The sequence below is a fragment of the Pseudomonas sp. GD03944 genome, assembly GCF_029839275.1.
Taxonomy (GTDB): Bacteria; Pseudomonadota; Gammaproteobacteria; order Pseudomonadales; family Pseudomonadaceae; genus Aquipseudomonas.
Window position 1 is genome coordinate 254,566 of the sequence record NZ_JAOCAH010000007.1, and the last position, 24,829, is coordinate 279,394.

The 24,829-nt window shown below is 66.9% G+C and carries 28 protein-coding genes; 20 read left to right on the top strand and 8 right to left on the bottom strand.

The features are described 5' to 3' along the window. Nucleotides 1-51 precede the first annotated feature (51 nt). From N5C28_RS13610 to N5C28_RS13630, 5 genes are all read left to right on the top strand, one after another. A complete protein-coding gene (locus N5C28_RS13610; protein WP_279823025.1) occupies nt 52-1,068 on the top strand; it encodes a tripartite tricarboxylate transporter substrate binding protein in 1,017 nt (338 codons plus the stop codon). Between the two features lie 64 nt (nt 1,069-1,132). Continuing rightward, nucleotides 1,133-1,615: a tripartite tricarboxylate transporter TctB family protein gene (locus tag N5C28_RS13615; RefSeq protein WP_279823027.1), complete on the top strand. Its 483-nt coding sequence runs from the start codon at nt 1,133-1,135 to the stop codon at nt 1,613-1,615. 2 nt (nt 1,616-1,617) lie between these two features. Continuing rightward, nucleotides 1,618-3,156: a tripartite tricarboxylate transporter permease gene (locus N5C28_RS13620; RefSeq protein WP_279823030.1), complete on the top strand. Its 1,539-nt coding sequence runs from the start codon at nt 1,618-1,620 to the stop codon at nt 3,154-3,156. Continuing rightward, nucleotides 3,153-3,932 (top strand): SDR family NAD(P)-dependent oxidoreductase, encoded by a 780-nt coding sequence (locus N5C28_RS13625; protein WP_279823032.1) that lies wholly within the window; start codon nt 3,153-3,155, stop codon nt 3,930-3,932. The genes N5C28_RS13620 and N5C28_RS13625 overlap by 4 nt, the downstream gene beginning before the upstream one ends. Further along, nucleotides 3,929-4,369 (top strand): heme-binding protein, encoded by a 441-nt coding sequence (locus N5C28_RS13630; RefSeq protein WP_279823034.1) that lies wholly within the window; start codon nt 3,929-3,931, stop codon nt 4,367-4,369. The genes N5C28_RS13625 and N5C28_RS13630 overlap by 4 nt, the downstream gene beginning before the upstream one ends. An 82-nt stretch (nt 4,370-4,451) precedes the next feature. Here N5C28_RS13630 and N5C28_RS13635 read toward each other — a convergent pair whose 3' ends face one another. Together N5C28_RS13635 and N5C28_RS13640 are read right to left on the bottom strand one after the other, a co-directional pair. Then, complete coding sequence (locus N5C28_RS13635) at nt 4,452-4,697, bottom strand: TIGR02647 family protein (protein WP_279823037.1); 246 nt, start codon at nt 4,695-4,697, stop codon at nt 4,452-4,454. 137 nt (nt 4,698-4,834) lie between these two features. After that, on the bottom strand, nt 4,835-5,110 hold the full coding sequence (locus N5C28_RS13640; protein ID WP_279823038.1) for a hypothetical protein: 276 nt from the start codon (nt 5,108-5,110) through the stop codon (nt 4,835-4,837). A 141-nt stretch (nt 5,111-5,251) separates the two neighbouring features. On the opposite strand from N5C28_RS13640, the gene N5C28_RS13645 reads away from it, so the two are divergent. Next, the gene (locus N5C28_RS13645) at nt 5,252-5,917 is read left to right on the top strand and encodes a glutathione S-transferase N-terminal domain-containing protein (protein ID WP_279823039.1); all 666 of its coding nucleotides are present in this window, start codon (nt 5,252-5,254) and stop codon (nt 5,915-5,917) included. A 3-nt stretch (nt 5,918-5,920) separates the two neighbouring features. Here N5C28_RS13645 and N5C28_RS13650 read toward each other — a convergent pair whose 3' ends face one another. The 4 genes from N5C28_RS13650 to argH form a co-directional block, all read right to left on the bottom strand. Further along, nucleotides 5,921-6,670, bottom strand: coding sequence for an endo alpha-1,4 polygalactosaminidase (locus N5C28_RS13650; RefSeq protein WP_279823040.1), 750 nt, complete (start codon nt 6,668-6,670; stop codon nt 5,921-5,923). A 72-nt stretch (nt 6,671-6,742) separates the two neighbouring features. Next, nucleotides 6,743-7,222, bottom strand: coding sequence for a GNAT family N-acetyltransferase (locus tag N5C28_RS13655; RefSeq protein WP_279823041.1), 480 nt, complete (start codon nt 7,220-7,222; stop codon nt 6,743-6,745). Between the two features lie 34 nt (nt 7,223-7,256). Further along, nucleotides 7,257-7,811, bottom strand: coding sequence for an AAA family ATPase (locus N5C28_RS13660; protein ID WP_279823042.1), 555 nt, complete (start codon nt 7,809-7,811; stop codon nt 7,257-7,259). Continuing rightward, nucleotides 7,811-9,205: an argininosuccinate lyase gene (argH, locus tag N5C28_RS13665; RefSeq protein ID WP_279823043.1), complete on the bottom strand. Its 1,395-nt coding sequence runs from the start codon at nt 9,203-9,205 to the stop codon at nt 7,811-7,813. The genes N5C28_RS13660 and argH overlap by 1 nt, the downstream gene beginning before the upstream one ends. Before the next feature lie 253 nt (nt 9,206-9,458). On the opposite strand from argH, the gene N5C28_RS13670 reads away from it, so the two are divergent. The 8 genes from N5C28_RS13670 to rsd all read left to right on the top strand — a co-directional run bounded on the left by N5C28_RS13670 (nt 9,459) and on the right by rsd (nt 16,908). Then, nucleotides 9,459-10,538, top strand: a complete 1,080-nt coding sequence (locus N5C28_RS13670) for a sensor histidine kinase (RefSeq protein ID WP_279823066.1) — start codon at nt 9,459-9,461, stop codon at nt 10,536-10,538. Then, a complete protein-coding gene (locus tag N5C28_RS13675) occupies nt 10,535-11,281 on the top strand; it encodes a LytTR family DNA-binding domain-containing protein (RefSeq protein WP_279823045.1) in 747 nt (248 codons plus the stop codon). The genes N5C28_RS13670 and N5C28_RS13675 overlap by 4 nt, the downstream gene beginning before the upstream one ends. 97 nt (nt 11,282-11,378) lie before the next feature. Next, complete coding sequence (hemC, locus tag N5C28_RS13680; RefSeq protein WP_279823046.1) at nt 11,379-12,317, top strand: hydroxymethylbilane synthase; 939 nt, start codon at nt 11,379-11,381, stop codon at nt 12,315-12,317. Then, nucleotides 12,314-13,087: a uroporphyrinogen-III synthase gene (locus N5C28_RS13685; RefSeq protein ID WP_279823047.1), complete on the top strand. Its 774-nt coding sequence runs from the start codon at nt 12,314-12,316 to the stop codon at nt 13,085-13,087. The genes hemC and N5C28_RS13685 overlap by 4 nt, the downstream gene beginning before the upstream one ends. Before the next feature lie 69 nt (nt 13,088-13,156). Beyond that, nucleotides 13,157-14,248, top strand: coding sequence for a uroporphyrinogen-III C-methyltransferase (locus tag N5C28_RS13690; RefSeq protein ID WP_279823048.1), 1,092 nt, complete (start codon nt 13,157-13,159; stop codon nt 14,246-14,248). Next, a complete protein-coding gene (locus N5C28_RS13695) occupies nt 14,245-15,486 on the top strand; it encodes a heme biosynthesis HemY N-terminal domain-containing protein (protein ID WP_279823049.1) in 1,242 nt (413 codons plus the stop codon). The genes N5C28_RS13690 and N5C28_RS13695 overlap by 4 nt, the downstream gene beginning before the upstream one ends. Nucleotides 15,487-15,632: 146 nt before the next feature. After that, nucleotides 15,633-16,124, top strand: coding sequence for a disulfide bond formation protein B (locus N5C28_RS13700; RefSeq protein WP_279823050.1), 492 nt, complete (start codon nt 15,633-15,635; stop codon nt 16,122-16,124). Nucleotides 16,125-16,434: 310 nt separating this feature from the next. Continuing rightward, nucleotides 16,435-16,908, top strand: a complete 474-nt coding sequence (gene rsd / locus N5C28_RS13705; protein WP_279823051.1) for a sigma D regulator — start codon at nt 16,435-16,437, stop codon at nt 16,906-16,908. Between the two features lie 12 nt (nt 16,909-16,920). Here rsd and N5C28_RS13710 read toward each other — a convergent pair whose 3' ends face one another. Beyond that, nucleotides 16,921-17,565 (bottom strand): FKBP-type peptidyl-prolyl cis-trans isomerase, encoded by a 645-nt coding sequence (locus N5C28_RS13710; RefSeq protein ID WP_279823052.1) that lies wholly within the window; start codon nt 17,563-17,565, stop codon nt 16,921-16,923. A 126-nt stretch (nt 17,566-17,691) separates the two neighbouring features. On the opposite strand from N5C28_RS13710, the gene N5C28_RS13715 reads away from it, so the two are divergent. Then, nucleotides 17,692-18,705: an AlgP family protein gene (locus N5C28_RS13715; RefSeq protein ID WP_279823053.1), complete on the top strand. Its 1,014-nt coding sequence runs from the start codon at nt 17,692-17,694 to the stop codon at nt 18,703-18,705. Here the strand turns inward: N5C28_RS13715 and N5C28_RS13720 are convergent. Next, on the bottom strand, nt 18,702-19,172 hold the full coding sequence (locus N5C28_RS13720; RefSeq protein ID WP_279823054.1) for a TIGR02444 family protein: 471 nt from the start codon (nt 19,170-19,172) through the stop codon (nt 18,702-18,704). The two genes, N5C28_RS13715 and N5C28_RS13720, sit on opposite strands and share 4 nt — an antisense overlap. 50 nt (nt 19,173-19,222) lie before the next feature. Between N5C28_RS13720 and N5C28_RS13725 the strand changes: the two genes are divergently transcribed. The 5 genes from N5C28_RS13725 to N5C28_RS13745 all read left to right on the top strand — a co-directional run. Continuing rightward, nucleotides 19,223-21,133, top strand: a complete 1,911-nt coding sequence (locus tag N5C28_RS13725; RefSeq protein ID WP_279823055.1) for an ATP-binding cassette domain-containing protein — start codon at nt 19,223-19,225, stop codon at nt 21,131-21,133. Between the two features lie 8 nt (nt 21,134-21,141). Continuing rightward, complete coding sequence (locus N5C28_RS13730; RefSeq protein ID WP_279823067.1) at nt 21,142-21,717, top strand: mechanosensitive ion channel family protein; 576 nt, start codon at nt 21,142-21,144, stop codon at nt 21,715-21,717. A gap of 73 nt (nt 21,718-21,790) precedes the next feature. Continuing rightward, nucleotides 21,791-22,423, top strand: a complete 633-nt coding sequence (rhtB, locus tag N5C28_RS13735) for a homoserine/homoserine lactone efflux protein (protein ID WP_279823056.1) — start codon at nt 21,791-21,793, stop codon at nt 22,421-22,423. An 88-nt stretch (nt 22,424-22,511) separates the two neighbouring features. After that, complete coding sequence (locus N5C28_RS13740) at nt 22,512-22,850, top strand: enhanced serine sensitivity protein SseB C-terminal domain-containing protein (RefSeq protein WP_279823057.1); 339 nt, start codon at nt 22,512-22,514, stop codon at nt 22,848-22,850. A gap of 159 nt (nt 22,851-23,009) precedes the next feature. Then, nucleotides 23,010-24,829, top strand: a 1,820-nt coding sequence (locus tag N5C28_RS13745) for a cytochrome c/FTR1 family iron permease (RefSeq protein WP_279823058.1), incomplete at its 3' end; no start/stop codon positions are given.

The window sequence follows — 24,829 nt, forward strand, 5'->3', positions numbered from 1 at the left end:
GCGCTCCATCCATGACAGCTGTACTCAACAATAATAAAAGGAGAGCTCGTTATGCTCGTTGACCACGCACCCCGTACGACCGAACCTTCCCCCCTTGGCAGGCTGCTCAGCCGCGTCGGTTGCGCCGTGGCGGCGCTGACCCTGGCGCTCGGCCTGGCATCGCCGGCCACGGCCGCCGAATGGCCGACGCGGCCGGTGAGCATCATCGTCCCGGCAGGTGCCGGCGGTGGCTCCGACGGCACCGCGCGGATCCTCTCGAAGTACCTCAAACAAGAGCTGGGCCAGCAGTTCAACGTGATCAACCTGGGCCAGGGCGGCGGGGTGGTCGGCATCCAGAAGATCATCAGCTCCAAGGCCGATGGCTACACCCTGGGCGTGCTGTTCAACTTCGCCCACTACAAGGAAATGGGCCAGGCTGACTTCAAGGCCAGCGACTTCACCCCCATCGGTCAGTACAACTTCGACCTCGCCGGCTTCCAGGTGAAGGCCGACTCGCCGTTCACCAACCTGCGCCAGGCGCTGGATGCGCTGAAGCAGGATCCGTCCAAGTACACCATCGCCTGTGCCGGCGGTTGCGGCGGCTCCTGGCCGATGGCCGTGGCCGGCCTGCTCGATGCCTGGCAGGTGGACCTGCAGAAAGTCCGCATGATTCCGGGCCAGGGTGCTGCGGCCGCCATGCAGGACCTGGCCGCCGGTGGCGTCGACTTCGTGCCCTGCTCGCTGCCAGAAGCAGACGCGCTGCTGAAGTCGGACAAGGTGCGCAGCCTCGCGGTGTTCGGCACCGAGCGCCAGGCGGCCTACCCGGACGTGCCGACCCTCAAGGAAGAAACCGGGCTGGAGCTGGAGCTCGGTTCGTTCCGCGCCCTGGTGGCCCCGGCCGGCCTGCCGGACGACATCAAGGTCAAGCTCGAAGCGACCCTGGAGAAGATCTACAACGATCCGGAGTGGCGCAAGGAGATGGAAGCCCGCGGTTTCCGCCCGCAATGGCGCAACGCCGAGGCATTCAGCCAATACCTGGAGCAGCACACCCGTGACGTCCAGGCCCTGATCGGCAAGCTCAACCCGTAACCGGCGACGTGGCCGCCTGCTTTGGCAGGCGGCCTGCGCTGGCTTATCGACAGGAGCGTACAGCATGAAATTCAGCGATATCGCCCTCGGGGTGTTCTTCACCGCGCTCGGCCTGGGCGTTCTGTTCAGCGGGCAGCAGATGAAGGTCTCCCCGTTCTTCCAATACGGCGCCGGGTTCTTCCCGTCCATCATCGGCAGCCTGCTGGCCCTGTGCGGGGTGATCCTGCTGGTCAAGGGCGTGCGCACGGCGGGCGCCTCCGGCTTCTGGCTGCTGCAGGCCGGCCCCTGGCTGCGCGACCGCGAGCGGCTGGTGAACATCCTGCTGGTGCCGGTACTGGTCGTGGCGTTCATCGCCCTCATCGAAACCCTGGGCTTCATCGTCAGCGCGATCCTGCTGGTCGGCATCCTCTGCCAGCGCTTCAGCGGCCGACCGCTGGTGTCCTGGGTCACCGCCGTGCTGGCCACGCTGTTCCTGTATGTGTTCTTCCAGCAGGTGATGAGCGTGCAACTGCCCATGGGCGTTCTCACCGACTACACAGGTAGCTGACCATGGACGCGATACTCAATGCCTTCGGCATGGTGATGACCTTCGAGGTCCTGGCGGTGATGATGATCGCCGCTATCTACGGCCTGTTCGTCGGGGCCATCCCGGGCCTGACCGCGACCATGGCGGTCGCGCTGATGGTGCCGGTGACCTTTTTCATGGACCCGGTGCCTGCCATTTCGGCGATCGTCACCATGGCGGCCATGGCCATCTTCTCCGGCGACCTGCCGGCGGTGTACATGCGCATGCCCGGTACCCCGGCCTCGGCGGCCTACACCGACCCCTGCTACGGCCTGTCGCAGCGCGGCCTGGGCGAATATGCCCTGAGCATGAGCGCGGTCAGTTCGGCCATTGGTGGCTGCGTCGGGGTGCTGGCACTGATCCTGTGCGCGCCGTTCCTCGCCGAGTTCGCGCTCAATTTCAGTTCGTTCGAATACTTCTGGCTGGCCTGCATGGGCCTGACCGCGGCCATCGCGGTATCCGACAGTTCGCCGGTGAAGGGCGCGGTGTCGCTGCTGCTCGGCCTGCTGGTGGCCAGCGTCGGCCTGGACCCGGTCACCGGCGAGTCGCGCTTCACCTTCGGCAACTCCGACCTGCTCGGTGGCCTGGGTTTCATCCCGGTGATCATCGGCCTGTTCGCCGTGGCGGAAATCCTGCGCTTCTGCACCCGCAACAAGCGCGGGGACAACTCCCGGCAGGCGGCGCTGGTGCCGCAGAAGCCGATGCTGATGCAGGCGCTGCGCGACATCTTCCGCTTCAAGACCGGGGTCGCCCAGGGTTCGGGCGTCGGGGTGCTGGTGGGCATCCTGCCGGGGGCCGGTGCGGATGTGGCGGCGTACATCTCCTACGCCATGTCCAAGCGGGCCGCGGCGCGACGCAAGACCCCGGACGAGGTCGACATGGCCAAGATCGTGCCGGCCACCGCCGCCAACAACGCCGCCGTGGGCGGCAGCTTCATCCCGGCCACGGTGTTCGGTATTCCCGGTGACTCGCTGACCGCCATCGTCATCGGCGTGCTGTTCATGAAGGGGCTGAATCCGGGGCCGACGATCTTCACTGAAAATGCCGACATGATTAACGCCGTTTTCCTGGCGTTCCTCTTGGCGAACATTCTGCTGATCCCCTTCGGCTTCCTCGCCATCAAGCTGTTCAAGCGCGTGCTGCAGGTGCCGCAGAGCATCCTGATGCCGGTGATCCTGGCGTTCTCCATCGTCGGTGCCTTTGCCGTGGAAAACACCCTGTTCGCGGTCACCACCATCCTGGTGTTCGGTGTGGCCGGTTTCCTCATGGAGGAAAACGGTTTCCCTCTGGCGCCGATGATTCTTGGCATCGTGCTCGGCCCGATGCTGGAAGAGACCTTCATCACCTCGATGATGCGCGCCCAGGGCGACCTGATGGTGTTCTTCGAACGCCCGGTGTCCCTGGCCCTGGCCATCATCACCCTGTCGCTGTGGACGCTGCCGCTGTTGCTGCGGTTGCTCAAGCGCCGCGCAGGGCCGCCGCCTCACTCTCCATCCACTCGTAAAGAGGAATGCACCCCATGAATTTCAACGACCTGCGCGGCAAGCGCGTGTTGATCACCGGTTCCACCCAGGGCATCGGCCTGGCCACTGCCCGGGCCTTCGCCCAGCTGGGTGCCCATGTCGGCATCACCGCGCGCAACACCCCGGCCAACCTGGATGCGTTGCTCACCGAGCTGTCCGCCAACGGCGGCCAGGCGGCGTTCTTCGCCGGTGACCTGGGCAAGACCGAAGCCTGCGTGGCCACGGTGGCGGCCTTCGTCGAGCGTTTCGGTGGCCTCGACGTGCTGATCAACAATGCCGGTGCGCTGCTGGAGCGCCGCGGCCTGGAAGCCATCGACGATGCCTTCTTCGACGCCATGACCGACGTCAACCTGCGTTCGGCGCTGATGGTCACCCGTGAAGCCATCCCGCACCTGCGCGCCTCGGCCAAGGCCAGCGGACAGAGCGCTGCGGTGATCACCACCGGCTCGATCGCCGCCCACGGTGGCGGTGGCCCGGGCGCCAGCCTGTACGCCGCGGCCAAGGCCTGGCTGCACAACATCCAGCGCAACTGGGTGCGCGAATTCACCGGGGCCAACGTGCGCTTCAACATCGTTTCGCCGGGCACCGTAGACACCGCCTTCCACGCCGACAAGGACGACAGCGCCCGTGCCGCGGTCAACAGCACCATCCCGATGGGCCGTTTCGGCTCGCCGGAGGAAATGGCGCCGTCCTACCTGTTCCTCGCGTCCCATGCCTGCAGCGGTTACATCACCGGCCAGGTGCTCGACGTCAACGGCGGGCAGGCCATGCCATGACGGCCCCTGTCACGAAGGCTCCCCCGGTACTCACCTACGGCGCGCCGATCGACCTGGAGCAGGCGCACCAGGTCGCCGCAGCGGCCCAGGTGGAAGCGCTGGCCAACGGCTGGCCGATGGTGATCGCCGTGGCCGACAGCGGCGGCCACCTGGTGCTGCTGCACAAGCTCGACGGCGCAGCGCTGGGCAGCGTCGAGGTGGCGATCAAGAAAGCCTCCACGGCGGCGCTGTTCAAGCGTTCCACCAAGGGCTTCGAGGAAACCCTGGCTACCGGCGGCGCGGCACTGCGCCTGCTGTCCATGCACAACGCCATCCTGCTGGAGGGTGGGATACCGCTGGTGCGTGACGGCCAGGTGGTCGGCGCCATCGGTGTGTCGGGCATGCACCCGTCCCAGGATGGGCAGGTGGCCCAGGCGGGCGCGGCGGTGTTTGGCTGACGGCTGTTGAAGCGGAAGGGGCGGCGCTGCGCCGCCCGGTAGCGCCTGTCAGCACGACAGGCGCGGTGGCTTCAAGGGTGTGTCACGCGGTTTCGCTGACGTTGAGGATCGTCAGCAGGTTCTGGGCGAATTCCGCGGCTTCCACCCCGAGGGTGGTCAGGTAGCCACCGTCCTGCTGGGTGATCAGGCCTTTCTCGTGCAGGCGTTTGGCGGCGGCGATGGCTTGCGGGGCGGCGACGTGATGAACCTTGAGGCCTTCCTGGGTGTTGCTCAGGTTGTAGAGCGCGAGGAGTTCCAGTTCGGCAACCAGTTCTGGGGTAAAGGACATAGGTGCTCCGACTGCTTGGGATCATGGACCGGACGTGGCAGTCGTCCGGCTCGTGGCGCACCGCCCCGGGGGGCGATGCGCGTGACCTCAGTGTAGTCAGGCAAATGCCGCTGCGCTGCTTCGTGCGACCGATCGCTTCAGTCGTCTGTCGGAAGCTCGGGCAGGGCCCGCAGCGCCTGCTCGTAGGCGGCGCCATCGAACGGCTGGTCACTGGCCAGCATGCGCTTGATCGCGTCCGCCAGCACCAGGGCCATCATGTGCAGGATGTCCTCGCGTTCGTAGCCCACCAGGGTCAGTTTGTTCAGGGTGGCCAGGGCTGCCGGGGGCTCGCCGGCCTCGATCTGGTTCTCGATCGCCTGGATCAGGGCGTCTTCGGCGAAATCTTCGTCTTCGGTGTTCTCGTGGTCGCTCATGGCCGGGCCGTCCGCAGAATGAGGTGACAGTGTGCCAGCGCTGCGGCAGCCGCGCCATTCACGGCTGCGATGGGGCTGGCCGGCGGGGCGGGTGTGGGTCTATAACCTTGCCTACCCCCACTCCGGCGTTGGAGCCTGCCCATGTACACACTCTACGGATTCCCGGTCAGCAACTACTTCAACATGGTCAAACTGGCCTTGCTGGAAAAAGGGCTGCCGTTCGAGGTCTCGACCCTGCACGGCAGCCAGAGCGAGGAATGCCTGCGCATCAGCCCCCGGGGCAAGGTGCCGGTGCTGGGCGTCGAGGGCGGCCATATCAACGAGACCAGCGCGATCCTCGAATATCTGGAGGAGCACGGCGCCGGCAAGCCGCTGCTGCCGAGCGAACCCTTCGCCCGGGCCCGGGTGCGCTCGCTGATGAAGGAGATCGAGCTGTACATCGAACTGCCGGCGCGCCTGGGTTATCCCCAGGCGTTCTTCGGCATGGCGATCCCCGAGGCCCTGAAGGCGCGCTGCGAAGCCGAGCTGCTGGCCGGCATCGCCACGCTCAAGCGCCACGGCCGCTTCACGCCCTACGTGGCCGGCGACAGCTTCACCCTGGCGGACATCTACTTCCTGTACAGCATCGACCTGGCCTGCCTGGTCGGCAAGAAGCTGTTCGACCGGGACCTGCTGGCCGACTTCCCGGCGGCCCGCGACCTGCTCGCGCGGCTCAACGACAATCCCCTCGTCAAGGCCATTGCCGCCGACAAGGACGCCGACATGCCGAACTTCCTGGCCATGGTCCGCGCCCGGGCCGGTCAGTAGGCCTCAGCGGCAGGGCGTGCCGGGTTCGGTCAGTTCGAGCTTGAAGAACTGCAGCTGGTAGCCCGACGCCTTGGCGCGGCTGCACAGGGTGGCGTTGTAGGCGCGGTAATCGGCGATGAACACCGGTTTGCCCTGCGAACTCATGCGCTGGTAGCCGTCGCACTCGTTGTAGCGGTAGCAGCTTTCGTTGACCGCGAAATCGAACAGGTCGGCCAGCTCCGGCAGCAGCTCGACGGCGTTCTTCAGGCCCACGCTGAGGTCCCGGGCATGGGCTTCGGCGGCCAGCCAGCGGTTGAAATCGAGCTGATCGGCCTTGGTCAGCTTGAAGCCGTTGTTGTTGCTGAAACCGTCCACGTTGTCCGGGTCCACGCCGTCGCACCCCTTGCTGCGGGCCACGTCCATGCGCTTGGCCAGCAGGGTGCGCACGTCGCTGCGGCGGATGTCCAGCCAGCGCTCACCCGGCCAGTCGCCCAGGGCCTTGCCGCGGGCTGCCTTGGGAAACGCCTTGGCATCGTCGCGCCAGTCTTCCCAGGTGCCGGCACTGAAATAGCAGATCACGATGCGTCCCTGGGATTTCAGGTCGGCGATGGTGGCTTTGGGGGTGTCGAACAGGTCGATGTCGTAGACGTGGCGGTCGGGAAAGTGCAGGTCGCCATCGAGCTGCATGTGCCAGCTGCTGTTGGCCGGTATGACCAGGGCAGGGGAGGCGCAGGCGTAGGAGGCTAACAGGAGCAGGCAGAGAAGTTTGCGCATGGGGAAGTACCGGCGTGGGGGAAGTGACAGCATAGATGCGGTTTCCCGCTGCCGCGAAATCCCCCGACGCGTCTAGCCGGCGGCGAAACTGTGCAGGGCGTCGCCGGTCAGGCGGTAGCCGACCCACTCGTCCTGGGGGCGAGCGCCGATGGACTGGTAGAAGTCGATGGCGGGCTGGTTCCAGTCCAGCACCGACCATTCGAAACGCCCGCAGCCCTTGGCCACGGCCAGTTGCGCCAGGTGGCGCAGGATCGCCTTGCCGGCGCCGACGCCGCGTTGCTCCGGGGTGACGTACAGGTCTTCCAGGTACAGGCCGTGCTTGCCCAGCCAGGTCGAGTAGTTGAAGAAGTACACGGCGTAGCCGATCGGCTCGCCGTTCAGTTCGCAGACCAGACCGTGGGCCGTGCTGCCCTCGGCGAACAGGCTGTTCTCGATGCCGGTGACGTCGGTCTTGACCTCGTGCTCGGCCTTTTCATAGATCGCCAGGTCGGTGATGAACCGCAGGATCAGGGCGGCGTCTTCGCGTACGGCGGGTCGGATGTGCAGGGACATGGCAGGGATGGTTTCCAGGCTGAAAAGGGATGAATTATCGAACGGGTGGGGCGTCCGGCAGGCTGGCCAGAAAGGCTTCGATGGCCTGGCGCGAATCCAGTCGCACATAGCGGCGTTCGGCCGGGGCGTTGCGCATTTCCTCGGCGTAGCGCTGCCGGTACAGGGCATGGCGGGTCCAGGCCCACAGCAGAATCGAGCGCTCGGGCCTGGTGCTGAACAGGTTGTACCAGCGCTCGCGGTTGCCGTTCCACAGCACCTGGCGGGTGACCAGGCGCTTCAGGGTGCGTCGCAGCAGCTGGTGCATGACCGTGACACGGGGCAGGTCCAGCCAGATCACCGTATCCGCCTGGGCCAGGATCTGTGGGCGTACGGCGGAGTAATTGCCTTCCACGACCCAGCTATCGCCCTGCAGGGCGTCGGCCACGGCGGCCTTGAACGGGGTGGTGGACAGCGGCTGCCAGTCGGGCTGGTGATACAGCGCATCCAGCTCGACATGACGGCAGCCCAGGCGTCGCGCCAGCTGGCGCGACAGCGTGGTCTTGCCAGCGCCCGAGCAGCCGACCACCGAAATGCGTCGGCCGGGCAGCATCAGCGGGCGGCGAGCAGGGCCTTGCCGCGCACCACGGCAGCGCGCACTTGGTTCGGTGCGGTGCCGCCGATGTGGTCACGGGCGTTGACCGAGCCTTCCAGGGTCAGTACGGCGAACACGTCCTGCTCGATCTGGTCGCTGAACTGGCGCAGTTCGTCCAGGCTCATCTCGGCCAGGTCCTTGCCGCTGTCCACGCCGTACTTCACGGCATGGCCGACGATTTCGTGGCAGTCGCGGAAGGGCAGGCCCTTGCGCACCAGGTAGTCGGCCAGGTCGGTGGCGGTGGAGAAACCGCGCAGCGCCGCTTCACGCATGATGGCGTGCTTGGGCTTGATCGCCGGGATCATGTCGGCGAAGGCGCGCAGCGAGTCGCGCAGGGTGTCGGCGGCGTCGAACAGCGGTTCCTTGTCTTCCTGGTTGTCCTTGTTGTAGGCCAGCGGCTGGCCTTTCATCAGGGTCAGCAGGCCGGTCAGGGCGCCGAACACGCGGCCGGTCTTGCCGCGTACCAGCTCCGGCACGTCCGGGTTCTTCTTCTGCGGCATGATCGAGGAACCGGTGCAGAAGCGGTCCGGCAGGTCGATGAACTGGAACTGGGCGCTGGTCCACAGCACCAGTTCTTCGGAAAAGCGCGACAGGTGCATCATCGCCAGCGAGGCGGCGGCGCAGAACTCGATGGCGAAGTCGCGATCCGACACCCCGTCCAGCGAGTTGCCGCCAACGGCGTCGAAACCCAGCAATTGTGCCGTGATCTCGCGCTGAATCGGGTAGGTGGTGCCGGCCAGCGCGGCGCTGCCCAGGGGCATGCGGTTGGTGCGCTTGCGGCAGTCTACCAGGCGCTCATAGTCGCGGCTGAGCATTTCGAACCAGGCCAGCAGGTGGTGGCCGAAGGTTACCGGCTGGGCGGTTTGCAGGTGGGTGAAGCCGGGCATGATGGTCTCGGCTTCGCGCTCGGCCTGCTCCAGCAGGCCCTGCTGCAGGCGGGTGATCTCGGCCAGGATCAGGTCGATTTCGTCACGCAGCCACAGCCGGATGTCGGTCGCCACCTGGTCGTTGCGCGAACGGCCGGTGTGCAGCTTCTTGCCGGTGACGCCAATGCGGTCGGTCAGGCGCGCTTCGATGTTCATGTGCACGTCTTCAAGGTCGACGCGCCAGTCGAACTGGCCGGCCTCGATTTCGCCCTGGATGGTGGTCAGGCCGTCGATGATGCTGTCGCGCTCGGTATCGCTCAGCACGCCGACCTTGGCCAGCATGGTGGCGTGGGCGATGGAGCCCATGATGTCGTGGCGGTACAGGCGCTTGTCGAACTCCACGGAAGCGGTGAAGCGGGCCACGAAGGCGTCGACGGGTTCGCTGAAGCGGCCGCCCCAGGATTGGTTGGTCTTTTCAGTGCTCATGGTTCTGCTCGACTGGTACGCGGGACGTGCAGGCCCGGTACGGCAAGCCTGCGTGACGAAAAAGTGCGTCGATAATAACAGGGTCGGCGACAAAGTCGCCGCGACGCATCTGCCGTTCGACGTCGCGGCGCCAGGCGCAGGCACTGTCGTGCCGATCACACTTTGCAAAGCTGCCCCGCATTTCGGTGCTTTATTTTGCCCGGCTGGGGCTGGCTGGCTTGCCCGCCGCACGGGCCACACGGAAACTGCGCCGATGCGAAAACAATGGTTCAACCCGAAAAACAACAACGCGCCCGTCGACGATTTTTTCGTCCCGGAACTCTGCCAGCCCGAAGCGTTGCTGAGCATGGTGCTGCTCGCCGAATTGCTGGTGCTGGTCCTGGTGCTGGCCGAGCCGATGCTGCCCGGCTTCGACTGGGTGCGCCTGGCGCTGACGTCGCTGTTCGTGCAATGGATCCTGCTGCTCTCGGCGGCGCTGCTGTGCCGCATGCGGCCGTTGCTGGCGCGCCTGCGCGCGGCCGTGGCCGGGGTGATCTGCTGCGCCATCGTGGTCGGCCTGACCCTGGCCTGCACCGCGGTGGCCGATTACTACGAGCTGGGCGGATCGCCGCGGGCCGGCGAAGTGAATCTTTACCTGCGCCATGCGCTGATCAGCACGATCATGTCGGCGCTGCTGCTACGCTATTTCTATCTGCAGAGCCAATGGCGCAAACAGGAGCAGGCGGAGCTGCGTGCCCGGATCGAATCGTTGCAGGCGCGCATCCGCCCGCACTTCCTGTTCAACAGCCTGAACAGCATCGCCAGCCTGGTGGTGGTCGATCCGTACAAGGCCGAGCAGGCGGTGCTGGACCTGTCCGACCTGTTCCGCGCCAGCCTGGCCAAGCCCGGCAGCCTGGTGCCGTGGAGCGAGGAGCTGGAGCTGGCGAAACGATATTTGTCGATCGAGCACTATCGGCTCGGCGAGCGACTACAGTTGCAATGGGAGGTCAGCAATGTGCCGGATGACCTGCCGATTCCGCAGCTGACCCTGCAGCCCCTGCTGGAGAACGCCCTGATCTATGGCATCCAGCCACGTATCGAGGGCGGCCTGGTGCGGGTCGAGGCACATTACAGCGAAGGGGTATTCGAACTGATCGTCAGCAATCCATATGAAGAGTCGCTCGACCGACAGCCATCGCGCGGTACGCACCAGGCCCTTGGCAATATCGATGCACGACTTGCGGCACTTTTTGGTCCCCGCGCCAGTCTCAGCGTGGAGCGCCGTGACGGCCGCCATTACACCTGTCTACGCTATCCTTGTGCGAGACTCACGCAGGAAGCCAGTGCACTATGAATGTCCTGATCGTCGATGACGAACCACTTGCCCGAGAGCGCCTGAGCCGAATGGTCAGTGAGCTCGATGGTTACCGCGTCCTGGAGCCTGCCGCGAGCAACGGCGAGGAAGCGCTGACCCTGATTGACAGTCTGAAACCGGATGTCGTGCTGCTCGACATCCGCATGCCCGGCCTCGACGGTCTGCAGGTCGCGGCCAAACTCTGCGAGCGGGAGGCCCCGCCCGCCGTGATCTTCTGCACCGCCCATGACGAGTTCGCGCTGGAGGCTTTCCAGGTCAGCGCCGTGGGTTATCTGGTCAAACCCGTGCGTTCGGAAAACCTCAGCGAGGCGCTGAAAAAGGCCGAGCGACCGAACCGCGTGCAACTGGCGGCCCTGACCCGCCCGGCAGCGGAGAGTGGTGGCGGCCCCCGCAGCCACATCAGTGCGCGCACCCGCAAGGGCATCGAGCTGATTCCGCTGGATCACGTCATCTACTTCATCGCCGATCACAAGTACGTGACCCTGCGCCACGAAGGCGGCGAAGTGCTGCTGGACGAGCCGCTGAAAGCCCTGGAAGACGAATTCGGCGACCGTTTCGTGCGCATCCACCGCAATGCGCTGGTGGCCCGCGAGCGTATCGAGCGCCTGCAGCGCACCCCGCTCGGGCACTTCCAGCTGTTCCTCAAGGGGCTCAACGGCGACGCGCTGATCGTCAGCCGCCGCCACGTGGCCGGCGTGCGCAAGCTGATGCACAACCTCTGACACCCCCGGCGAGCCTGTGCCCTGGAGACACCAGGTCACAGGCTCGAAGCGTTCCAGCCTGTTATCATCCCCGGCAGTTCGTTTTCTGGAATTGCCCATGTCTCGCGAAATTCGCATCGCCACCCGTAAGAGCGCCCTGGCCCTGTGGCAGGCCGAGTACGTCAAAGCCCGCCTGGAAGAGGCGCACCCGGGGCTGAAGGTCAGCCTGGTGCCGATGGTGAGTCGCGGCGACAAGCTGCTCGACGCCCCGCTGGCGAAGATCGGCGGCAAGGGCCTGTTCGTCAAGGAACTGGAAACCGCGCTGCTGGAGAACGACGCCGACATCGCCGTGCATTCGATGAAGGACGTGCCGATGGACTTCCCCGAAGGCCTGGGCCTGTACTGCATCTGTGAGCGCGAAGACCCGCGCGACGCCTTCGTCTCCAACACCTTCGAGAGCCTCGACGCCCTGCCGGCCGGCAGCGTGGTGGGCACCTCCAGCCTGCGCCGCCAGGCCCAGTTGCTGGCACGCCGCCCGGACCTGAAGATCCATTTCCTGCGCGGCAACGTGAACACCCGACTGGCCAAGCTGGACGCCGGTGAATACGACGCCATCATCCTGGCAGCCGCCGGCCTGATCCGCCTCGGTTTTTCCGAGCGCATCCGTTCCTCGATCAGCGTCGACGACAGCCTGCCGGCGGGCGGCCAGGGCGCGGTGGGCATCGAATGCCGCACCGGCGATGACGAAATCCATGCGCTACTCGCGCCCCTGCATCACCGCGAGACCGCCCTGCGGGTCACCGCCGAGCGCGCCATGAACAAACACCTCAATGGCGGCTGCCAGGTGCCGATCGCCTGCTACGCCGTGCTCGAAGGCGAGCAGCTGTGGCTGCGCGGGCTGGTGGGCCAGCCGGACGGTAGCCTGCTGCTGAATGCCGACAACCGCGCTCCGGCGGCCGAGGCGGAGCAACTGGGCGTGCAGGTCGCCGAGGCGCTGCTGGCCCAGGGCGCAGCGGCCATCCTGCAAGCGGTGTACGGCGAGGCCGCGGACGAGTGAATGGCTGGCGCCTGCTGCTGACCCGCCCCACCGAGGAGTGCGCCGCCCTGGCGGCGACCCTGGCGGAGCAGGGCATCTTCAGTGCCAGCCTGCCGCTGCTGGCAATCGAGGCGCTGGACGAAAGCGCCGAACACACCGACACCATCCTCGGCCTGGCGCGCTACAGCGCCGTCATCGTGGTCAGCAAGCCGGCCGCCCGCCTGAGCGTGGAACTGGTGGACCGCTACTGGCCGCAGCCCCTGGCCGACCAGCCCTGGTTCAGCGTCGGCGCGGCCACTGCCGAGATTCTCGACGACTATGGCCTGCGGGTTTACTGTCCGGCAGAGGGCGATGACAGCGAAGCGCTGCTGGCCTTGCCCCGGTTGCAGGAAGCCCTGGCCGATGCCCTGTTCCCGCGTGTGCTGATCCTGCGTGGCGAAGGTGGCCGGGAATTCCTGGCCGAGCGTTTGCGCGGCCAAGGCGTGCAGGTCGACTACCTGGCACTCTATCGCCGCAGGCTGCCGGATTACCCGCCGGGTACCCTGGCCGCGACGGTGCAAGCGGAACGCTTGAATGGCCTGGTGGTCAGCAGTGGGCAGGGGTTGGAACATCTGCGCACACTGGCGGCGGATGACTGGCCGCGACTGGCCCGTCTACCCTTGTTCGTACCCAGCCCGCGCGTTGCCGAGCAGGCACGTGCCGCGGGCGCCGAGATTGTTGTGGATTGTCGTGGCGCCAATGCCGCGGCGTTGCTGGCGGCGTTGCAGGTGCAGCCCGCCCCGGACCTCTAAGCAAAGGATGGATACGTGAGCGAAGCGACTCCCCCGAAAGAGCAGCAGCAACCGGCACAGGAGGTCCCTGTGTCCGTATCCGCCGAGGCCCCTGCCGCCGCCCCGGCATCGCGTGGCAACGGCCTGGCCATCCTGGCGCTGCTGGTGGGCGTCGCGGGTGTCGGCATCGGTTGTTGGGGTGTCTGGCAGGTGCGTGCCCTGGAGACGCGTGATCAGCAACAGCTTGCCCAGCTGGATGAGGCCCGCACCCAGGCCGCTGCCCTGGGGCAGCGCGCCGAGCGCCTCGACGGCCGCCTGAAGCAGTTGCCGTCGGCCGATGAACTGGAGGAGCGCCGCCGCCTGGTGGCGCAGTTGCAGGGTGATCAGCAATTGCTCAACCAGCGTCTTGAAACCGTCCTGGGCGCCAGCCGCCAGGACTGGCGCCTGGCCGAGGCCGAGCACCTGCTGCGCCTGGCCAGTTTGCGCCTGTCGGCCCTGCAGGACATCGCCAGCGCCGAAGCCCTGGTGCAAGGCGCCGACGAAATCCTGCGCGACCAGAACGATCCGGCCTCGTTCGCCGCCCGTGAACAATTGGCCAAGAGCCTCGAAGCCCTGCGCACCACGGTCAATCCGGACCGTACTGGGCTGTTCCTGCAGCTGGGCGCCCTGCGTGAGCAGGCCGTCCAGTTGAACAGCCTCAACCCGGACTTCGACCCCGATGGCGGGGTGCTGAGCGAACTGGCGGCAGAAGCGGAGGGCACCAACTGGTGGTCCGGCACGCTGCAGACCCTGTCCCAGTATTTCCGTATCGATTTCAATGCCGACCAGAACGTCCGGCCGTTGCTGGCGGGCCAGAGCCTGGCCCAGGTCCGGCTGGCCCTGAGCCTGTCCCTGGAGCAGGCGCAGTGGGCGGCGCTGCATGGCCAGACCCAGGTCTATCGCCAGGCGCTGACCCAGGCCGGCGATGTGCTGGACGGCAGCTTCAACCGTGACAACCCGAACAGCCGCGCCCTGCGTGCCCGGATCGGCGAACTGGTGGACCAGCCCATCGAAGTGGCCGCCCCGGACCTCAGCCAGTCGCTCACGGCCTTGCAGGCCTACATCGAGCGCAAGCAGTCCGCCCGCGACGGCCAGGAGGCGGCGCCCGCCGCTGATACCGGCTCGGAGGACGCCCGCCCATGAAGCGCGTCTATCTGCTGCTCGCCATCCTGGTGATCGCCGCAGGCCTCGCGCTGCTGGGCCTGGCCATCGCCGAACACAAGGGCTACGTGCTGTTCGCCTACCAGGGGTTCCGCTACGAGTCGACCCTGTGGGCCTTCCTCGCCCTGGTCGCGGTAGGGCTGCTGGTGCTTTACCTGCTGCGTCTGTTGCTGCGCTTGCTGGTGACCTCCGGCGGGCTGGTCAACCCCTGGTCCCGCCTGCACCGCGGGCGGCGCACGCGCCTGGCGTCCGAACAGGGCTTCATCGACCTGGCGGAAGGGCGCTGGTCCCGCGCGCAGCGCCACCTGCAGCGTGCCGCGCAAGACGACCCGCAACCGCTGGTGTACCTGCTGGGCGCCGCCCGCGCGGCGAATCGCCAGGGGCATCACGCCGACAGCGATGCGCTGATCGAACAGGCGCTGCACCGCCAGCCCCAGGCCGAGCTGGCCATCGCCCTGACCCACGCCGAATTGCAGCAGGAACGTGGCCAGACCGATGACGCCCTGGAAACCCTGCAGGCCATGCGTGAGCGCCATCCCCGGCATCACCTGGTGCTGCGTCAGATGCAGCAGGTCTACCTGCAGCGTGGCGACTGGGCCGGCCTGCTGGGCCTGTTGCCGGAGCTGCGCAAGGAAAAGGCCCTCGGCGATGCCGAGCTGAGCACCCTGGAGCGTCAGGCCTGGCTTGGCCAGCTGTCCGGCGGCCAGACCCCGGGCGACACCACCGAGCATGCCCAGGAAGCCCTCAAGCAGACCTGGCAGCAGCTGTCCCCGGCCCTGCGCAAGGAACCGGCACTGATCGCCACCTACGCCGACCAGCTGCGCCGACTGGGTGCCGAGCAGGAGGCCGAGGCCGTGCTGCACGAAGCGCTCAAGCGCCATTACGACAGCCACCTGGTGCGCCTCTACGGCCTGATGCGCGGCCGCGATTCCGCCCGCCAGCTACAGGCGGCGGAAGGCTGGCTGAAGGAGCACCCGGACGACGCCGGCCTGCTGCTGACGCTCGGCCGACTGAGCCTGCAGAACCAGTTGTGGGGCAAGGCCAAGGAATACCTGGAAAGCAGCCTGACCTTCGAGCGGCACCCGGAAACCTGCGCCGAGCTGGCGCGCCTGCTCGCCCAGCTGGGCGAGGTCGAGCGCAGCAACCAGCTGTTCCAGGAAGGTCTGGGCTTGCTCGATCGACGCCTGAGTGGCCCGGCCCGGCTCGAACGGGCCGGCTGATTCGAGGCGGGTTTTCCCACGCGGCAGGTGCCAGCGGACACACGGCACCTTTCGTGGGACGACTCGCCCGGCCCCGTTCGCCAAGCGCCTTGAAAGGCCGGTGCGCTTTCTCTACCGTAAGCGCCTTGTCCTCTCACTGAGTCGCCATGTCCTTGGCCAGCCTTCGTTCGTCGTTCTTCCTCGCTTTCGTCGGCTGCGTTGTCCTGATGGGGGCCGCGCTCTACCTGGAACACGTGGTGGGGCTGGAACCTTGCCCCCTGTGCATCCTGCAGCGCATCTGCGTCATCGGTTTCGGCCTGGTGTGCCTGATCGCCGCGCTGCATCGCCCGGCGCGCCTGGGGCAGCGCCTGTACGCGGGGTTGGCCCTGCTGTTCGCCGCGGTCGGTGCGGGTGCCGCGGGGCGGCAGACCTGGCTGCAGGGCGTGCCGGTGGACGAATTGCCCCCCTGCCTGCCCAGCCTCGACTACATGATGGAGGCGCTGCCGTTCCAGGACATCGTGAGCCTGGTGCTGCGCGGCTCGGCCGATTGTGCGGAGGTCAACTGGACCCTGCTCGGCCTGAGCATTCCGGAGTGGAGCCTGCTCGGCTTCGTCGGCATGCTGATTTTCTGCCTGTACCAGTTGCTGCGCCGTCGCTGATATTTCCTGATTTTCTCGCTCGCCATCCACGCCTCGGCCCATTGCGCACCGACCGGCGGCAGGCACCGTCCTCGGGGGCGTTGCGCACGCGCAAGCCATGCGGCATGCGGGCAGCGTATCAAACGGGCGTATGAAATTTTCTCGCCGAAGCGCCTTGATGGTGTCCGCTGGCGGGCATAATCTGGCCCGCATGCACCGTCGGAATCTTGCCGTTATGACGGTTGCCTTCCCAAGACCATGTACCGATTGACAAAAAACCGTCTCGGATCGGACGTATAACAGCAGAACCGATAAGGGAAGTGAGGTCATCATGCTCGAGAGTTGTCAGAACGCCCAAGAACGCTGGGGTGGGGTTCACCTGCTGATCGACCGCTGGTTGAAGGAGCGCCATGAGCTGGTTGCGGCTTATGCGGCGGCCAGCCAGGCACAGCAGGCGCCCGACGCCGACAAACAAACCGTCGAACGCTTCTGCGAAATTCTCGTGGACTATGTGTCGGCCGGCCACTTCGAGGTCTACGAACAGTTGACCAACGAAGCCAAGGCTTTCGGCGATCAGCGTGGCCTCGAACTGGCCAAACAGATCTACCCGCGCATCGAGGCGATCACCGAGGTCGCGCTGTCATTCAACGACCGCTGCGATGGCAAGGACAGCCGCGACAGTTGCTCGCTGGGTGAGGAGCTCAAGCGCCTCGGCCAGTTGCTGCACGAACGCTTCGAGCTGGAAGACTGCCTGATCGAAGTGCTGCACAACGCCCATCAGGAAAAGGCCGCTGCCGCACTCTGATCCGGCGTGCACTCAGTCCCGGGTGTCGAGCAGTTCCAGCTCGAACACCAGGGGCGAGTAGGGCGGAATCAGGTCGCCCGCCCCGTCGGCACCGTAGGCCTGGGCCGACGGAATTACCAGGCGCCAGTGCGCGCCGACCGGCATCTCCTGAAGCGCTGTGCGCCAGCCGGCGATCACGCTGTCCAGGCGGAACCACTGGGGCGCCTGGCTCTCATCGAACTCGCTGCCATCGGCCAGCGACCCGACATACCGAACCTGCACCCGGCTTTTTGCGGTCGGCTTGCGTCCCGAGCCGGCCCGCAACTCCTGCCGCAGCACGCCATCCTTCAGCTCGCGCATGCCGGGCTTGGCCTTTTCGTTGGCCAGAAAACGTTTCTCCGCCGCGATGGCGCGCTCGATGCGTTCGGGGACGGCTGCCAGGTGCGCTTCGTGTTCGGCCAGCAGCGATTCGATGCGTGCTTCGTCCAGGCGCAGCGGCTCGTTGTGGTAGGCATGGCGCAAGCCGTCGACCAGCGCCTGGACCTGCAGATCCGGCACCTCGTCACGCAGGCGCTCACCCAGTCGCACGCCCAGGCTATAGGCCAGTTCATCGGCATCCGGCTCGGCGTGGGCGAGGGGTGTGATCAGGCAGAAAAGCAGCAGGGCGACACGTTGCATGGACATTCTCCAGTAGCGGCGGGCGAAGAATATGCCAGGCCCGCACCCTCGCTCAACGCGCTGACTAGCGGCGCGTGACGCAGGCGTCTAGTATGGGCTGCATCTACACCCGCTAGGAGGCACGCCATGTCGGCCACTAAGAACGCCAAGAAGAAGTCGGTTAGTACCCCGCTGCATCTGCTCCAGCAACTGTCCAGCAGCCTGCTGGAACACCTCGAAAGTGCCTGCTCGCAAGCGTTGACCGATGCTGAAAAGCTGTTGGCCAAGCTGGAAAAACAGCGTGGCAGCGCCCAAGAAAAACTGCACAAGGCCCGTGGCAAACTGCAGGAAGCGGCGAAGGCCGGCAAGGCCAAGGCCCAGAGCAAGGCCAAGTCCGCCGTGGCTGCACTCGAAGATTCGCTCGACACCCTGAAAGCCCGCCAGACCGAAACCCGTGGCTACATCGTGCAGCTCAAGCGCGATGCCCAGGAAAGCCTGAAGCTCGCCCAGGGTGTGGGCAAAGTGAAAGAAGCTGCCGGCAAGGCACTGGTCGCCCGCGACGCCAAGCCTGCCGTCAAACCGGCTGCCAAGCCGGCCGCAAAAGCACCTGCGAAGCCTGCGGCCAAACCGGCTGCCAAGACCGCCAGCAAGCCAGCGGCGAAACCCGCTGCCAAGCCTGCAGCTGCCAAGCCAGCCGCGAAGCCCGCTGCTAAGCCGGCAGCGAAACCCGCCGCCAAGAAGCCTGCTGTGGCTGCTGCCAAGCCAGCGGCCAAGGCGCCTGTCAAAGCCGCTGCAGCCAAGCCTGCTGCGAAACCTGCTGCCAAGCCAGCGGCCGCCGCCAAGCCGGTTGCCAAGCCTGCTGCGAAACCCGCGGCCAAGCCCGCTGCGAAACCGACTGCCGCAGCGGCCAAGCCCGCCGCCAAGGCTCCGGCCAAGCCCGCGGTGAAAAAGCCCGTGGCGAAACCGGCCGCCAAGCCCGTCGCGGCCAAGGCGCCTGCAGCGAGCAAGCCTGCTGTCGCCAAGCCGGCCGTGAAGCCAGCAGCCAAACCGGTTGCCAAGCCAGCACCGGCCGCTGCTCCGGCGCCTGCCGCTACCGCGACTCCGGCAGCACCGGCGACGCCTGCGGCCAGCACCGGCACCACCCCGCCGGTCGCTTCCTAAGGACTGATCTGCGAGGCCGCGGTGCGCAGCGTCTGCAGCGCATCGCGGTCTTCGTCCGTCAGGTGCGGGGCCAATGCCTCGAGCCACATGACCTGTTCCTCCGCTGCCTGCTCCGGCCAATCACAGCTGACCGCCGCCAGACGTTCCAACTGCTCGCGTTCGGCATCCAGTTCCAGTCGTTTGAGTCGCTCACGCAGTGCCGCCAGGGCCGTGTCGTGCAGGGCCGCCGTGCGCCAGCGCTGACGGATCTGCCGCAAGGGCACCACCACCTCCTGCTGCCAGGGCAGGGCCAGCTGCCGCAGCTGTTCGGCCCGCGCCGGACCGAATGCCACCTTCCGCTGTTCCAGCCAGGCCGCACACAGCAGCAGGCACACATCAGCCCCCTCACCCTGCAGGTGCAGGCAGGCGGCTTCGATGCCGGGGCGCTGGTAGAGGTGTTCGGCGAAACGCCACAGATCAGTGGACATGGTGCTTTCCGGGTATGCGGCGAGCGAGTCTGGTAGACTCCGCGGCCATTATGATTCGACTCCAGAACCTCACTTTACAGCGTGGTCCCCAGCGCCTGCTAGAAGGCGCCGAGCTGACCCTGCACGCCGGTCACAAAGCCGGTCTGATCGGTGCCAACGGCGCCGGAAAATCCAGCCTGTTCGCCCTGCTGCGCGGTGAGCTGACACCGGATGCCGGTGACTGCCTGCTGCCGGCCGACTGGCGCATCGCCCACATGCGCCAGGAGGTCGACAACCTCGACCGCGTGGCCGTGGACTATGTGCTCGACGGCGACCTCAACCTGCGCACGATCCAGAACCAACTGGCCGCTGCCGAAGCCGCCCAGGACGGTGCCGCCATCGCGCGCCTGCACATCGAGCTGGACAGCGCCGATGGCTACTCGGCCGACGCCCGCGCCCGCAAGCTGCTGGCCGGCCTGGGCTTCGACAACGTGCAGATGGACCGGCGGGTCGGCGACTTCTCCGGGGGCTGGCGGATGCGCCTCAACCTGGCCCAGGCGCTGATGTGCCCGTCCGACCTGTTGCTGCTCGACGAACCGACCAACCACCTGGACCTCGACGCGATCCTCTGGCTGGAGGGGTGGCTGCAGAGCTACCCGGGCACCTTGCTGCTGATTTCCCACGACCGTGACTTCCTCGATGCCGTGGTCGATCACGTGACCCATGTCGAGCAGCAGAAGCTGACCCTCTACCGCGGCGGCTACACCGCCTTCGAACGTACCCGTGCCGAACGCCTGGCCCAGCAGCAACAGGCCTACGAGAAGCAGCAGGCGCAGCGGGCGCACATGGAAAAATACATCGCCCGCTTCAAGGCGCAGGCGACCAAGGCTCGCCAGGCGCAGAGCCGGATCAAGGCCCTGGAACGCATGGAGGAGCTGTCGGCGGCCCATGTCGATTCGCCGTTCGATTTCAGCTTCCGCGAGGCCGACAAGATTTCCAGCCCGCTGCTCAGCCTGAGCGAGGGCCGCCTCGGTTATGGCGACAAAGTCATTCTCGAGCAGGTGAAGCTGGGCCTGGCGCCCGGTGCACGCCTGGGCCTGCTGGGCCCCAACGGCGCCGGCAAGTCGACCCTGATCAAGAACCTTGCCGCCGAGCTGCAGCCGCTGAGCGGCCACCTGCAGCGCGGCGAGAACCTGGTGGTGGGCTACTTCGCCCAGCACCAGCTCGACGCCCTCGACGACAAGGCCAGCCCGCTGCTGCACCTGCAGCGCCTGGCGCCCGCCGAGCGCGAGCAGACCCTGCGCGACTTCCTCGGCGGCTTCGATTTCCGCGGCCCACGTTGCGACGAGCCGGTGCTCAACTTCTCCGGTGGCGAGAAGGCACGCCTGGCCCTGGCGCTGATCGCCTGGGGCAAGCCCAATCTGCTGCTGCTCGACGAACCGACCAACCACCTCGACCTGGAAATGCGCCTGGCACTGACCATGGCCCTGCAGGAATTCGCCGGGGCCGTGGTGGTGGTGTCCCACGACCGTCACCTGCTCAAGAGCACCACCGACGAGTTCCTGCTGGTGGCCGATGGCAAGGTGCAGCCGTTCGATGGCGACCTTGACGACTACGCCCGCTGGCTGGTGGATTACCGGGCGCGGCAGGCGCCGGTGAGCAGCGTCGAGGCCAACCCGGACAAGACCGACAAGCGCGCCCAGCGCCAGGCCGCCGCGGCACTGCGTCAGCAGCTGGCGCCGCACAAGCGCGAGGCGGAAAAACTGGAAAAAGAGCTGGGCCAGGTGCAGGAAAAACTGGCCGGTATCGAAACCCGCCTCGGCGACAGCGCGTTGTACGAGGCCGCACGCAAGGACGAGCTGCGCGACCTGCTGGCCGAGCAGGCCAAGCTCAAGGGCCGCGAAGCCGTGTTGGAAGAGGGCTGGCTGGAAGCCCTGGAAACGCTGGAAGCGTTGCAACGTGAATTGGAGGCAATGGTTTGAATTTCGAGATGCTCGACTGGGCCTGGTTCATGGCCTGGAGCCAACCCCTGATGCGCACCGGGCAGGTGGTGCTGATCCTGTTCCTGGCCTGGCTGGCCCAGCGCATCCTCACCCGCGGCATCACCCGCCTGGGCAACCGTTACCCGCAGCTGCCGCCGGAGCTGCTGATGCCGCTGCGCGGCCTGGTGCGCTGGCTGATCCTGGGCAGTGCGTTCCTGATGGTGCTGGAACGCCTGGGCGTCTCGGCCCAGGTCCTGTGGACCGCGTTGACCGGCTTCGTGGCGGTCGCCGCGATCGCCTTCTTCGCCATCTGGAGCGTGCTGTCGAACCTGTTCTGCGCGCTGCTGATCTTCGCCCTGGGGCCGTTCCGCATCGGCGATTGCGTCGAGGTCATAGAGAGTGCCGACAAGCCGGGCGTACGGGGCCGGGTGCTGGCCATCAACCTGTTCTACACCACCCTCGAAGACCTGTCCGGCGATGCGCCGGGGACCTGGGTGCAGATTCCCAACAGCCTGTTCTTCCAGAAGGCGGTGCGGCGCTGGCGCAACGGTGAAATTCCGACGGCGCGCAAGATCGAAAGCTGATGCCACGCTCGCCGGCATGACCGGCGCGCGGTAGGCTAGGCCTTTCCGTTTTCCCTTCTTCGAGGTAGTCGCCATGGCTCTGGAAACCTGGCTTGCGTTCTTTGTGGCCTGCTGGGTGATCAGCCTGTCGCCGGGTGCCGGGGCCATCGCCTCGATGTCGGCCGGGCTGCAGTACGGGTTCGTGCGTGGCTACTGGAACGCCCTGGGCCTGCAGGTCGGCCTGGCGCTGCAGATCGCCATCGTCGCGGCGGGCGTCGGCGCCATCCTGGCGGCGTCGGCCCTGGCTTTCAGCCTGATCAAATGGTTTGGCGTGGCGTACCTGGTGTTCCTCGCCTATCGCCAGTGGCAGGCGCTGCCCAGCGACCTGGCCAGCGAATCCGCCGAGCGTCCGGTCGGTCGGCCGCTGAGTCTGGTGCTGCGCGGCTTCCTGGTGAACTTCAGCAACCCCAAGGCCATCGTCTTCATGCTGGCGGTGCTGCCGCAGTTCCTCAACCCGCATGCGCCGCTGCTGCCCCAGTACCTGGTGATGGGCGTGACCATGATCTGCGTCGACCTGATCGTCATGGCCGGCTACACCGGCCTGGCGGCGCGGGTCCTGCGGGTGCTGCGCACGCCCCGCCAGCAGCGCATCATGAACCGCACCTTCGCCGCGCTGTTCGTCGGTGCTGCGGCGCTGCTGGCGACGGTGCGCCGCGCGCCGGCCTGACGGACGCAATGCCACAGTCGTGAACCGGTACCGCGACAGTGGCTGCCCAACTGCCTAGGCTGGGTTTTTTGCCAGCCGAGCACGCCGCATGCCGTCCACCTCCACCCAATCCGCTCAGTACGAAGGCGATTCCGACCTGGCCATCGCCGCCCTGCGCCACCCTCCGCTGGAGCAGGCCCTCAGCGTGGCCTGCGCCGAACTGGCAGTGGCCGAGGCCTACCTCGCTGCTGTGCGTGATCCGTCCATGGGCGCCCAGCCTCGCCTGCTGCTGGCCGTCAGCGCCACCGGTGTCGCGGCGCAACGCCGGCTGGCCGGCCTGGTCGCCAACCTGCTGCCGGACGAGCTCGAACTGGACCTGATCGAGCTGGCGGACGACAGCCTTTCCGTCGCCGTGCGCGAGCGCTGCACGCCGTTCTATCGCCGCTGAGCCTGAACGAATGGCCTGACGCCCTCTGCCGGAATCGCCGGTGCTTGCGACAATCGGTCGCGGAGCCGAGCGGATCACGGCTTGAGGAAAATCGTTAGGAAGGCAACAATTCAATGCCATCCATTCGTATTTAGGACTGGCTCCTATATGACTTCCCCCATGCGTTTTTTCAGCTGGTTGCTGCTGCCGGTTCTGGCCCTCTGCAGCCTGGCTGTATTGGCCGAGCCCGTCGATGGCGCGGCACAAGCTCTGCACCTGCTCGGTTACCTGAGCGTCGATTACCCCGCCACCGTGGCCAGCGGCCAGGTCGTCGACAGCGGTGAATACCAGGAGCAACTGGAGTTTCTCGCGGTCCTGCAAGGGCTGGTCGTGGCGCTGCCGGCGCGCGACGAGCAGCCTGCACTGCAGCAGGGCGTCGTGGCCCTGCGCCAGGCGATCGAACAGCGGGCCGACGGCAACCAGGTGGCCCAGCAGGCGCGCCAGCTGGCCGCGACCCTCGCCACGGCCTATAACGTCAGCCAGACCCCGGCCATCACCCCCGACCCGGCCCGTGGTGCGCCGCTGTTCGCCCAGCAGTGCAGCGTCTGCCACGGCGACAGCGGGGCGGGTGACGGGCCGGCCGGTCTCGGCCTGGAGCCGCCGCCGGCCAACCTGCGCGACGCGGCGCGCATGGACCGGCTGAGCCTCTACGACCTGTTCAACACCATCGGCCTGGGCATCGACGGCACCGACATGGCGGCTTTCGCCGACCAGTTGGATGACCGGCAGCGCTGGGACCTGGCCAGCTATATCGCCGGCTTCAGTGCCGATGCCAGCGCCAAGGGCGAGACATTCCCCCTCGCCGCGCTGGCCGGCACCACGCCCGCCGAGGTCGTCGCCACCCAGGGCGAGGCCCGGGCCGCGGCATTTCGTGCCCAGCGGGCGCAGCCGCCGGCCCAGCAGCGTGGCCCGCTGCAGTTGATCGAGCACACCCGCTCGACCCTGGAACAGAGCCTGGCGGCCTACCGGGCGGGTGACCACGAGCAGGCCTATGACCTGTCGGTGGGCGCCTACCTGGAAGGCTTCGAGCTGGTCGAGAGCGCCCTGGACAACCTCGATGCGGCCCAGCGCAAGACCACCGAGCGCGCCCTGATGGCCTATCGGCAGGCCTTGCAGGACGGCTTGCCCGTGCCCCAGGCCGCCCAGCGTCTGGAGCAGGCCAAGGTCGAACTGGCGACCTCGGCCACGCTGCTCGACAGCGACGGGCTGTCGGATTCGCTGAGTTTCGTGTCCAGCCTGCTGATCCTGCTGCGTGAAGGCCTGGAGGCGATCCTGGTGCTCGCGGCGATCCTCGCCTTCCTGCGCAACACCGGGCAGGAGCAGGCGGTGCGCAGTGTCCACATCGGCTGGGGCCTGGCCCTGGTGGCCGGGGTGGCGACCTGGGCGCTGGCGGCCTACCTGATCGATGTCAGCGGCGCGCAGCGCGAGCTGCTCGAAGGCGTCACGGCGCTGTTCGCCAGCGTGATGGTGCTCTGGCTCGGGGTGTGGATGCACGACCGTCGCCACGCGGCGGCCTGGAAGGACTACATCCGCGGCAGCCTGGTCGGTGGCGGCGGTCGCTTCGGCTTCGCGGTGCTGGCGTTCTTCTCGGTCTACCGCGAGTTGTTCGAAGTCATCCTGTTCTACGAGACCCTGTGGCTGCAGGCCGGCCCGGCTGGCCATGGCATGGTCCTGGCGGGCGCGGCGACGGCCCTGGTGCTGCTCCTGGGCCTGGCCTGGGTGATCCTCAACGGTTCGCGCAAGCTGCCACTGGCCACCTTCTTCGGGGTCAATGCAGTGTTGCTGTGCGTGCTCTCGGTGGTGTTCGCCGGGCATGGCGTGGCTGCGCTGCAGGAAGCCGGTGTCCTGGGGACGCGTCCGGTGGCGTTCTTCGAGTTCGACTGGCTGGGCATTCACGACGACGCCTACAGCCTCTCGGCCCAGGCCGTTGCATTGCTCGG

What these genes read in the sequence shown, in the direction of transcription:
- N5C28_RS13610 (WP_279823025.1), top strand. Translation starts at nt 52, where the DNA reads ATGCTCGTTGACCACGCACCCCGTACGACCGAACCTTCCCCCCTTGGC.
- N5C28_RS13615 (WP_279823027.1), top strand. Translation starts at nt 1,133, where the DNA reads ATGAAATTCAGCGATATCGCCCTCGGGGTGTTCTTCACCGCGCTCGGC.
- N5C28_RS13620 (WP_279823030.1), top strand. Translation starts at nt 1,618, where the DNA reads ATGGACGCGATACTCAATGCCTTCGGCATGGTGATGACCTTCGAGGTC.
- N5C28_RS13625 (WP_279823032.1), top strand. Translation starts at nt 3,153, where the DNA reads ATGAATTTCAACGACCTGCGCGGCAAGCGCGTGTTGATCACCGGTTCC.
- N5C28_RS13630 (WP_279823034.1), top strand. Translation starts at nt 3,929, where the DNA reads ATGACGGCCCCTGTCACGAAGGCTCCCCCGGTACTCACCTACGGCGCG.
- N5C28_RS13635 (WP_279823037.1), bottom strand. Translation starts at nt 4,697, where the DNA reads ATGTCCTTTACCCCAGAACTGGTTGCCGAACTGGAACTCCTCGCGCTC.
- N5C28_RS13640 (WP_279823038.1), bottom strand. Translation starts at nt 5,110, where the DNA reads ATGAGCGACCACGAGAACACCGAAGACGAAGATTTCGCCGAAGACGCC.
- N5C28_RS13645 (WP_279823039.1), top strand. Translation starts at nt 5,252, where the DNA reads ATGTACACACTCTACGGATTCCCGGTCAGCAACTACTTCAACATGGTC.
- N5C28_RS13650 (WP_279823040.1), bottom strand. Translation starts at nt 6,670, where the DNA reads ATGCGCAAACTTCTCTGCCTGCTCCTGTTAGCCTCCTACGCCTGCGCC.
- N5C28_RS13655 (WP_279823041.1), bottom strand. Translation starts at nt 7,222, where the DNA reads ATGTCCCTGCACATCCGACCCGCCGTACGCGAAGACGCCGCCCTGATC.
- N5C28_RS13660 (WP_279823042.1), bottom strand. Translation starts at nt 7,811, where the DNA reads ATGCTGCCCGGCCGACGCATTTCGGTGGTCGGCTGCTCGGGCGCTGGC.
- argH (WP_279823043.1), bottom strand. Translation starts at nt 9,205, where the DNA reads ATGAGCACTGAAAAGACCAACCAATCCTGGGGCGGCCGCTTCAGCGAA.
- N5C28_RS13670 (WP_279823066.1), top strand. Translation starts at nt 9,459, where the DNA reads ATGCGAAAACAATGGTTCAACCCGAAAAACAACAACGCGCCCGTCGAC.
- N5C28_RS13675 (WP_279823045.1), top strand. Translation starts at nt 10,535, where the DNA reads ATGAATGTCCTGATCGTCGATGACGAACCACTTGCCCGAGAGCGCCTG.
- hemC (WP_279823046.1), top strand. Translation starts at nt 11,379, where the DNA reads ATGTCTCGCGAAATTCGCATCGCCACCCGTAAGAGCGCCCTGGCCCTG.
- N5C28_RS13695 (WP_279823049.1), top strand. Translation starts at nt 14,245, where the DNA reads ATGAAGCGCGTCTATCTGCTGCTCGCCATCCTGGTGATCGCCGCAGGC.
- N5C28_RS13700 (WP_279823050.1), top strand. Translation starts at nt 15,633, where the DNA reads ATGTCCTTGGCCAGCCTTCGTTCGTCGTTCTTCCTCGCTTTCGTCGGC.
- rsd (WP_279823051.1), top strand. Translation starts at nt 16,435, where the DNA reads ATGCTCGAGAGTTGTCAGAACGCCCAAGAACGCTGGGGTGGGGTTCAC.
- N5C28_RS13710 (WP_279823052.1), bottom strand. Translation starts at nt 17,565, where the DNA reads ATGCAACGTGTCGCCCTGCTGCTTTTCTGCCTGATCACACCCCTCGCC.
- N5C28_RS13715 (WP_279823053.1), top strand. Translation starts at nt 17,692, where the DNA reads ATGTCGGCCACTAAGAACGCCAAGAAGAAGTCGGTTAGTACCCCGCTG.
- N5C28_RS13720 (WP_279823054.1), bottom strand. Translation starts at nt 19,172, where the DNA reads ATGTCCACTGATCTGTGGCGTTTCGCCGAACACCTCTACCAGCGCCCC.
- N5C28_RS13725 (WP_279823055.1), top strand. Translation starts at nt 19,223, where the DNA reads ATGATTCGACTCCAGAACCTCACTTTACAGCGTGGTCCCCAGCGCCTG.
- N5C28_RS13730 (WP_279823067.1), top strand. Translation starts at nt 21,142, where the DNA reads ATGCTCGACTGGGCCTGGTTCATGGCCTGGAGCCAACCCCTGATGCGC.
- rhtB (WP_279823056.1), top strand. Translation starts at nt 21,791, where the DNA reads ATGGCTCTGGAAACCTGGCTTGCGTTCTTTGTGGCCTGCTGGGTGATC.
- N5C28_RS13740 (WP_279823057.1), top strand. Translation starts at nt 22,512, where the DNA reads ATGCCGTCCACCTCCACCCAATCCGCTCAGTACGAAGGCGATTCCGAC.